The sequence below is a fragment of the Methyloversatilis sp. genome, assembly GCF_030698125.1.
Lineage (GTDB): Bacteria > Pseudomonadota > Gammaproteobacteria > Burkholderiales > Rhodocyclaceae > Methyloversatilis.
In genome coordinates this window covers 67,723-76,072 of sequence record NZ_JAUYNV010000024.1, presented here as the reverse complement: position 1 = coordinate 76,072, position 8,350 = coordinate 67,723, and the positions used below count along the sequence as shown (strand labels likewise).

Annotated in this window: 8 protein-coding genes; 4 read left to right on the top strand and 4 right to left on the bottom strand. The window is 65.2% G+C overall.

Features of this window, described 5'->3' with window-relative positions:
* Nucleotides 1-21 precede the first annotated feature (21 nt).
* The 4 genes from Q8Q80_RS09760 (at nt 22) to Q8Q80_RS09745 (ending at nt 4,936) form a co-directional block, all read left to right on the top strand.
* Nucleotides 22-810 carry a tRNA threonylcarbamoyladenosine dehydratase gene (locus Q8Q80_RS09760; RefSeq protein ID WP_305632732.1) on the top strand — a complete coding sequence of 263 codons (789 nt, stop codon included), beginning with the start codon at nt 22-24 and terminating at the stop codon, nt 808-810.
* Nucleotides 811-1,003: 193 nt separating this feature from the next.
* Nucleotides 1,004-2,596, top strand: a complete 1,593-nt coding sequence (locus Q8Q80_RS09755; protein WP_305632731.1) for a DEAD/DEAH box helicase — start codon at nt 1,004-1,006, stop codon at nt 2,594-2,596.
* 62 nt (nt 2,597-2,658) lie between these two features.
* Complete coding sequence (gene recQ / locus Q8Q80_RS09750; RefSeq protein ID WP_305632730.1) at nt 2,659-4,467, top strand: DNA helicase RecQ; 1,809 nt, start codon at nt 2,659-2,661, stop codon at nt 4,465-4,467.
* Between the two features lie 343 nt (nt 4,468-4,810).
* Entirely contained in the window at nt 4,811-4,936 is a 126-nt protein-coding gene (locus Q8Q80_RS09745; RefSeq protein WP_305632729.1) for a hypothetical protein, read from the top strand.
* 12 nt (nt 4,937-4,948) lie between these two features.
* On the opposite strand, the gene Q8Q80_RS09740 is transcribed toward Q8Q80_RS09745, so the two are convergent.
* From Q8Q80_RS09740 to Q8Q80_RS09725, 4 genes are read right to left on the bottom strand one after another with little or no spacing between them, the layout of a single operon-like run.
* Entirely contained in the window at nt 4,949-5,488 is a 540-nt protein-coding gene (locus Q8Q80_RS09740; protein ID WP_305632728.1) for a c-type cytochrome, read from the bottom strand.
* Nucleotides 5,463-6,731 (bottom strand): sulfite dehydrogenase, encoded by a 1,269-nt coding sequence (soxC, locus tag Q8Q80_RS09735; protein WP_305632727.1) that lies wholly within the window; start codon nt 6,729-6,731, stop codon nt 5,463-5,465. Before soxC ends, Q8Q80_RS09740 begins: the two co-directional genes overlap by 26 nt.
* Before the next feature lie 8 nt (nt 6,732-6,739).
* Entirely contained in the window at nt 6,740-7,843 is a 1,104-nt protein-coding gene (locus Q8Q80_RS09730) for an FIST N-terminal domain-containing protein (RefSeq protein WP_305632726.1), read from the bottom strand.
* 19 nt (nt 7,844-7,862) lie between these two features.
* The gene (locus Q8Q80_RS09725; protein WP_305632725.1) at nt 7,863-8,270 is read right to left on the bottom strand and encodes a PhaM family polyhydroxyalkanoate granule multifunctional regulatory protein; all 408 of its coding nucleotides are present in this window, start codon (nt 8,268-8,270) and stop codon (nt 7,863-7,865) included.
* Nucleotides 8,271-8,350: the final 80 nt, after the last annotated feature.

Below are 8,350 nucleotides of genomic sequence, written 5' to 3'. Positions count from 1 at the left end.
TGTCCTCATGACAGCGTTCTCATGAATTCGACTCACGATGAGCGGGAATCGCCTCGCGCCTTCTCCGGTGTCGACCGTCTGTACGGACGAGGGGCGCTGGTTGCACTCGAGCGCGCAGCCATACTCGTCGTCGGCATCGGCGGCGTTGGTTCGTGGGCAACCGAAGCGCTGGCCCGAAGCGGCGTTGGCCACATCGCAATTGCCGATCTCGACCACGTTGCCGAGTCGAACATCAACCGTCAGATTCAGGCGCTCGTGCCCACACTCGGCATGGCCAAGACCGAAGCGATGGCGCAACGCATTGCCGCCATCAATCCAGCTTGCGTTGTAACGTCATTCGAGGATTTCGTGTCGCCGGACAATGTGGCCGAGGTGCTTGGGGCCCATTACGATGCAGTGCTTGACTGCACCGATCAGGTGTCGGCCAAGGTCGCCATGGCGCTGCACTGCCAGGCGATGCGTGTCCGGCTGTTCATGGCGGGTGCCGCGGGCGGACGCACTGATCCCACGCGCATCCGGAGCGCCGATCTCGGGGCCGCACAGGGAGACGCGCTGTTGGCACGCGTACGCCAGCTACTGCGCAAGAGCGGGCGGATAGCCTTTCCCGACAAGGCGCCATTCGGTATCGACGTGGTGTTTTCGTCGGAAACGATGCGCCGCCCGAATGCAGAGAACTGCGATACCGGAAGCGCGCCGCAGGGCCTGAACTGTGCCGGTTACGGCTCCAGCGTTTGCGTAACCGGCGGATTTGGCTTCGCGCTTGCCGCGGCAACGATCGATCATCTCCTCGCTCACCGACCCGCCGCCTGAAACGCACCCGGTGTGCAGCAATGCAAGACTTCTGCCCCGAAGCCCTGTACACTCTGCGTGTGCCTAACCAATAGGCACCTTCCGTCGTCACACTGACGACAGGAGGCACCCGCCTCCCTACTGGAAGTCACTCATTTGTCTGCCTGTATTGGTGTCACTCAGCTTGAGCGACGGGCCGTCGCTGGAGATCTGTTTGAACACTGAAGTCGATTTCGCCGGGCTGGGCCTGGCTGAACCGCTGTTGCGCGCCATTTCGGAAGAGGGCTACACGCAACCCACCCCCATTCAACAAAAAGCGATTCCGCTCGTCATGGCCGGGCGCGACCTTCTGGCCGCCGCGCAGACGGGTACCGGCAAGACCGCCGGATTTACGCTGCCCATCCTGCACACGCTGATCAACCGCCCGGCAAAGATTCCGCCGGGCCGCCCGCGTGTCCTGGTGCTTACACCGACGCGCGAGCTTGCTGCGCAGGTCGAGGAATCGGTACGCACCTACGGCGTGCACGCCGGCATGCGCTCGATGGTCATCTTTGGTGGTGTCGGCATGAACCCGCAACTGCAGGGGCTCAAGCAGCGCGTCGACATCCTGGTCGCTACGCCGGGGCGTCTGCTTGATCACCTCGGCGAAAAGACGCTGGATCTGTCGGGCGTTGAAATCTTCGTGCTCGACGAAGCGGACCGCATGCTGGACATGGGTTTCATCCGCGATATCCGCAAGGTGATCGCCGCATTGCCGAAGACCCGCCAGACGCTGCTTTTCTCTGCCACCTTCTCGCCGGAAATCCGCGAACTGGCGCATGGCCTGCTTAACAACGCTGCCGAGGTCGAAGTCGCACCACGAAACACGACCGCCGAGCGTGTGGATCAGAGCGTCTACATGGTGGAACAAAAGCAGAAGCGCCATCTGCTTGCGCATTTGATCAGTACGGGCGAATGGACACAGGTGCTGGTGTTTACGCGCACCAAGCATGGCGCCAACCGGCTGGCCGAACAGCTCGACAAGCAAGGCATCAGCGCGCTGGCGATCCACGGCAACAAGAGCCAGAACGCACGCACCCGCGCGCTGGCCGATTTCAAGAGCAATTCGCTGCGTGTGCTGGTCGCGACCGATATCGCCGCGCGTGGGCTGGACATCGACCAGTTGCCGCACGTCGTTAATTTCGAGCTGCCCAGCGTGCCGGAAGATTATGTGCACCGCATCGGCCGTACCGGGCGGGCGGGCGCCAGCGGATCCGCCGTCTCTTTGGTGGATCGTGAAGAGGTCAAGCTGCTGAGCGCGATCGAAAAGGTCACCCGTCAGGCCATCCCCAAAGCGACCGCTGAAGGCTTCGTGCCCGGCATCGTGGTCGAGGAGCCGGATCGCGGCCCTCGTCCGCCGGGCCGCGGTGCGCGCAACACCGACGCGCCGCGTCGCAAGCCCGCCGCAGGCAATGCGCCGCGCGCCAGCGGTGATCGTCCGGCACGTGCTGCACAGCCCAAGGCTGCAGGCGGCGCACCGGCACCGCGTGGAGCCGGTCGCGGCCCGGGCGGCGGCGCACCACGCAACGGCAATACCGCGGGTCGTACGTCCGGGTCGGGCAACAGCGGTGGCGGCAACCGCGCACCGGCGCGTACGCACGATGACGACGATGACAACCGCGGCAACCGCATCCAGCCAGCGGCCGCCGCGCCGCGCGAGGTGAATGGCAATGTGATGCCGCGTCCGGGCGATGCCCGTCGAGGCGATGCGCGCCGACCCCAGGCGCCGGCGCTCTTTTCGCCGCGCAACCGCTCGGGTTCGCGCTGAAACTCGCGTTCGGACGATGGTGATGCAGGGTCTGCGAGCCGACGGTTACCGGGCGCAACGCGATGCGTGAAGGCGCGCTGCGCGTCCTGAAGGACGTGTTCGGTCATCCCGGTTTCCGCGGTGCCCAGGGCGACATCGTCGAACATGTCGCTGGCGGTGGGGACGCGCTGGTGCTGATGCCTACCGGCGGTGGCAAGTCGCTGTGCTATCAGGTGCCGGCGTTGCTCCGACCTGGCACGGCGGTGGTGGTGTCGCCGCTGATCGCGCTGATGCAGGATCAGGTGGCGGCGCTGACGCTGCTCGGTGTGCGCGCCGCCTTCCTCAATTCCACGCTTGATCTCGATCAGGTACGCGACGTCGAGCGACGCCTGCTCGATGGGTCGCTCGATCTGCTGTACGTCGCACCCGAACGGCTGAACACGCCGCGCTGCCTCGATCTGCTGAGCCATATCCGGCCGGCATTATTCGCCATCGACGAAGCCCACTGCGTGGCTCAGTGGGGGCACGACTTTCGCCCCGAGTATCTGCAACTGTCGGTGCTGCACGAGCGCTTCCCCGACGTGCCGCGCATTGCGCTGACGGCAACCGCGGATCCGGCGACCCGCGCAGAAATCATCGAACGGCTTGCGTTGCAGGATTCGCGTGTCTTCGTGTCCAGCTTCGACCGTCCGAACATCCGCTACACCATCGTGGACAAGGACGACGCACGCAAGCAGCTGCTGCGCTTCATCCGCACCGAACATCCGGACGACGCGGGCATCGTCTACTGCCTGTCGCGCAAGAAGGTGGATGAAACCGCCGAGTGGCTGGTTGCGCAGGGGGTGAAGGCGCTGCCCTACCACGCCGGCATGGACACCAGGGCGCGTGCCGTCAATCAGGCGCGCTTCCAGCGAGAGGACGGTATCGTTGTCGTGGCCACGATCGCCTTCGGCATGGGCATCGACAAGCCGGACGTGCGCTTCGTCGCCCATCTCGACCTGCCGCGTTCGATCGAAGGCTACTACCAGGAAACCGGTCGGGCCGGTCGCGACGGCACGGCGGCCGACGCCTGGATGGCCTACGGTCTGGCCGATGTGGTGCAACAGCGTCGCTTCATCGATCAGTCGGAAGGCAATGAAGCCTTCCGGCGCATGTCGAGCAGCAAGCTCGATGCGCTGCTCGGCCTGTGCGAAACCGCGCACTGCCGGCGCGTGCATCTGCTGGCCTATTTCGGCGAGCAGAGCACTCCGTGCGGCAATTGCGACAACTGCCTGAACCCGCCGGAAACGTGGGACGCCACTGTCGCGTCGCAGAAAGCACTGTCCACCATCTACCGTACCGGTAACCGCTTCGGTGCCACCCATCTGATAGACGTGCTGCGCGGCAAGGACACCGAGCGCATCCGCCAGTGGAGTCACGACAAGCTGACGGTGCATGGCATCGGCAAGGCGGAAGACGAAAACCTGTGGCGCAGCGTGTTCCGCCAGCTGGTGGCCCTCGGGTTTGCGCGCGTGGATCAGGAGTCCTTTGGCGCACTGGTGCTCACCGACGCCGCCCGCCCGGTGCTGCGCGGCGAACGGACGGTGATGATGCGGCGCATCGTCGAGCGCATGAAGGAATCCGGCGCACGGCGCAGTCGGGCGGCCGCTCCGATCTCTACGGAAGGCGTCGATGCCGACCTGCTCAGCGCATTGAAAGCCTGGCGCCTCGACGAGGCGCGTACCCAGTCGGTCCCGGCCTACGTCATCCTGCACGACAGCACGCTGATCGAACTGGCGCGCAACCGGCCGGGTGACTGCGACGAGCTGGCCGAAATTGCCGGCTTCGGCAGCCGCAAGATTGAGCGCTACGGCGAAACCTTGGTCAGATTGATCGCCGAATTCGCCGTGTGATCGTTGCTTCCCGTTTGCTGCACTGCAATAGTGCGACTGCACCGTGCTGCACCATGCCGGCGGCGGACAGGCGCGGAGGCTTCGAGATTAGTTGTTTAAAAACAAAATGTTGATCAGGGTCTGTCGGCTGGCCCCGAAGTTGCATTGCCTTCGATGTATTCCGCTATCGAAGAAGGAGTGCATCATGCGTTGCAACATTCGATCTCTTCTCCCGCGAATTGCCCTGTGTTCGACCTTGCTGGTTGTGCTGCCCGTTGAAGCACACGACGCGCATGCTGCGTGCGCCGACGCAAGAGGTAGTGTGACCGCCGGCCCTGCCTGCAACGACGTCCGGGCGTCGTCGATGCAGAACACCCGACAGACCTACCCGCTTGCCGGCTTGTTCGATCAGTCTTCGGAATCCGGCCTTGAGCTCGCCTTTGCGGCCGTCATGATCGGCGCGCTTGCACTGCGCGTCGGGCTGCGCTGACGGGCAGGCGACTCAGGGCGCTTCAATCCGGAGGAAGCCGTCCCGGTTGGGCATGCGTAACGCGGCCAGCCGCGCGGCATCCATCACCGTGTCGGCGGCGATCAGGCCATTGGCGTGCAGAAGCCACGCACTCAGCGCATACACCTCGTCGGCACTCAGCGTACCCGGTGCCCCCATCGGCTTGGCGCGGCGGATGAAATCAAACAATGTGGTGGCATACGGCCAGTAGCTGCCAATCGTCTTGTCGGCTGCCGGATGGTCGAGCGGCCGGCTCGCACCCGTCAGTTCCTCTGCCGTGCCGCCGCGCCCGTCCTTGCCGTGGCAGCCGGCGCAATGTCGCGCAAACAGGCGCGCGCCTTCGGCAACGGATCCCTGCCCGGACGGCAGGCCGCGACCGTCCGGAAATACGTTGAGCGTCTGCGCAATGAGCGTGTCGGCAGTGACCGGCGTGCCCAGCTTCGGCGCCTCGATGCGCGGGGGCAACGGCGTGGCACAGCCGGTCAGCAACGCGGTCAGCGCTGCGCCTTTAATAAATATGCGAAACCAGTCCATCGTCCTCGACCGCCCAGGCCACGATTGCGTGGTAATGGAAGTAGCCGGCACGGCCGCGTTCCGCGATCAGCGCTGCGCGCTCCGGCTGCACGTTGCCGGCTTCATCGGTCGCGCGGCTTTTCAGCACCGCCGGCTTGCCGTCCCACCGCCACGGCAGGCGAAAGCGCGTGAAGCAGCGCGGCAGTGCCGGTGACTGCAACGCCGCGTCGGACCAGTGGCGACCGTTGTCGGCCGACACTTCGACCCGAGAGATGCGTCCGTGACCGCTCCAGGCCAGACCGCTGATCTGATATACGTCCGGCTGGCGTAGTGTCTGGCCGTGCGACGGCGTGGTGATCAACGACTTGCAACCCATCGTGAAGGTGAACTGGCGCGCCTTGCCCGACGGCAGCAATTCGGTGTATTTCGACGTTTCGTTGCGCGACATCACCGGCTGGTCGGCAACTTCAAGCCGCTGCAGCCACTTCACATGCAGCACGCCTTCCCAGCCGGGCACGATGAGCCGCATCGGATAACCATTTTCCGGGCGCAGCCGTTCGCCGTTCTGGTACAGCCCGATCAGGCAGTCGTCACGCATCTTGCCGAGCGGAATGCTCATGTTCATCGCGCCGGCATCCGCCCCTTCGGCGATCACCCACGAGGCCCCCGGATCCACGCCTGCCTCGTCGAGCAGGATGGAAAGCGGCACACCGGTCCATTCGGCGCACGACACCAGACCATGCACCGATCCGGCCGGACGCTGTATCGGTTCGGCGTGCCAGCCGGCGTTGCTGTTGCCGCCGCATTCGATGAACAGCAACTGCGAGCGCATCGGGTAGCGCAGCAACGACTTCACATCGAAGCTCAGCGGTTGGCGCACCCGGCCATGCACGACCAGACGATGCTGTGCCGGATCGATCTGCGGCACGCCGTTGTGGTGGCGCTCGAAATGCAGGCCGTTTGGCGTGATCGTGCCTTCAAGGTCTTCCAGCGGTGTGAACGACACGCCGTTTCCGGCAACCGCGCGGTTGGCACCGATGCGCCGTGCGGTGTAGCGCTCGTGCGGCGAAGGCTGTCCGTAGCCAGAAAAGGGTTGGCCCGGCACATGCAGCCAGGGCAGATCCCCGCCGACTTGCGTCGCCTGTGCGACGGCCGGCGTCGTGACAGCCGCCAGCGTCGCGCCGTGCTTCAGGAACCCGCGCCGATCAAGCCGGCCTTCGCCAACGCGCGGCTGATCGGGGTGGTCGTTCGGGTTTCGTGCCATGGCATCCGCTATAGAAACAGGGTCAGCACGCCAGTGTAGCCGTACAGCTGATCATGCGAAATTTCGCCGCCAGCGAAGAAACCGGCCACCGGCAGACCTGGAAACACGGCTTCCAGCATGTCTGGTTCGGCATTGTCGTTGCCGAACATGTGCTCGCCGCGCGCCGCGCACGACACATATAACGCCGCTTTCGGCGGTGCTTCGAGCGAGTCGCGCAGTTCGTGCAGCATGCGCATCATGTCGGCGCGTGCGCAGTCGCCGTCGCGCCGGTAGAAGCGGATGCGCTGCCCGACCTCGACGCCGTCGTTGATGGCGAACACGCCGCTCGCCGGGTCGAGCGCAATCACGTTGCGTACCCGGAACTCGGCGTCGTCGCGCCCCGGAATGCCCAGTCCGGGAAGGATGTAGCGCGCAGCACGGCGCAGATCCTGACCGAGCGAGGTGCCGGCGGCTTCGAGGAAGGCATCGAGCGCCGGCCGGCCATCGATCTCGGTCACCACGTTCTGGTCGCAGGCGGTGACGATGCGCGCCTGGCCGACGGCGCAGCAGCCCTGGGTCAGTCGGGTCGTGATGCTCACCTGTTCGTTGAACGCCACGCCGCTGATGCCGCCGTACAGCGCGCCGTTGGCGATCATCGGCGCCTGGCCGCGCGACAGCGCCAGACCGCCGGTAATGAAACCGCTCGACACCTTGGTTGCCATGTCGGTGATGAGGTCGCTCATGTCCGGCGTCGACGGGTCGGCGTGTACGACCGCAAAGTATGGCTGCTCGCGCCCCGCATCCGTGCCCAGCATGTTGGGCAGGCGATCACGCCCGGAAAAGACCTGGAAGCTGCCCTCCGGCAGGCAGGCGACCAGCAGCGCCAGACCGGGAAGGTTCTGTGCCGCGCTGCTTCGGCCGATCACGCCGAGGGAACAGGTGCCGACCCAGTTGGGAATGCCGGTCAGCAGCGTCAGCCGGTCAACCATGGCCTGGACGTCGCTGCCGTATTGGTCCGTGAAATAAACGAACCCGAGATTGGCGCCGCCAGGAATGTCCAGCGCGCCGAGAGCCCGGTCCATCGCAACCGGCCAGTCTTCGTGAAAGGCGGTGCTCGCTGCAAAGGTATTCACGAACTAGTTCCTGCGGCTGTTATCCATCGCTGGGTGGGGCGGGGCTGACGACCGGTGCCGCGGCAGGCGGGGTGGGCGCACTGTTCTGCATCACCGACCACGGCCACATGGCCGCATTGCCGAAGGCCTGCATCGGGTTTGCGGAAGCGGCAGGCGAAGGCGCTGGTGCGGTGCCGCCGGCGTGTGCCGCCATCGCCTGCATCGTGGCCAGTGTGGCGCGCTGGACTTCGAGCCCCTGGATGCTGGTCTGCAGCATGCCCATGTTCATGCGCAGCCAGCCTTCGACTGCCTTGAGATCGGCTATCCGCTTGTCGAGTTCGCCGACGTCGAGCGTAGGCGTCACGAAACCGGGTACCGGGAAGGGCATCTGCCCCCATACCGAGCGGAGAAATTCCATCGGATCGTACTGGGAAGGATCGCCAGCCATGTCGTCACCTCTGTCGCAGAATGTCGGCAAAGCATAGCAGCGGCGCGCCAGATGAGCGCGCTTCCCGTCCCCGGATGGTT

Excerpts from the sequence above, each read along its gene's own strand:
- Q8Q80_RS09760 (WP_305632732.1), top strand. The coding sequence starts at position 22 with ATGAATTCGACTCACGATGAGCGGGAATCGCCTCGCGCCTTCTCCGGT.
- Q8Q80_RS09745 (WP_305632729.1), top strand. The coding sequence starts at position 4,811 with ATGCAGAACACCCGACAGACCTACCCGCTTGCCGGCTTGTTCGATCAG.
- Q8Q80_RS09740 (WP_305632728.1), bottom strand. The coding sequence starts at position 5,488 with ATGGACTGGTTTCGCATATTTATTAAAGGCGCAGCGCTGACCGCGTTG.
- recQ (WP_305632730.1), top strand. The coding sequence starts at position 2,659 with ATGCGTGAAGGCGCGCTGCGCGTCCTGAAGGACGTGTTCGGTCATCCC.
- soxC (WP_305632727.1), bottom strand. The coding sequence starts at position 6,731 with ATGGCACGAAACCCGAACGACCACCCCGATCAGCCGCGCGTTGGCGAA.
- Q8Q80_RS09725 (WP_305632725.1), bottom strand. The coding sequence starts at position 8,270 with ATGGCTGGCGATCCTTCCCAGTACGATCCGATGGAATTTCTCCGCTCG.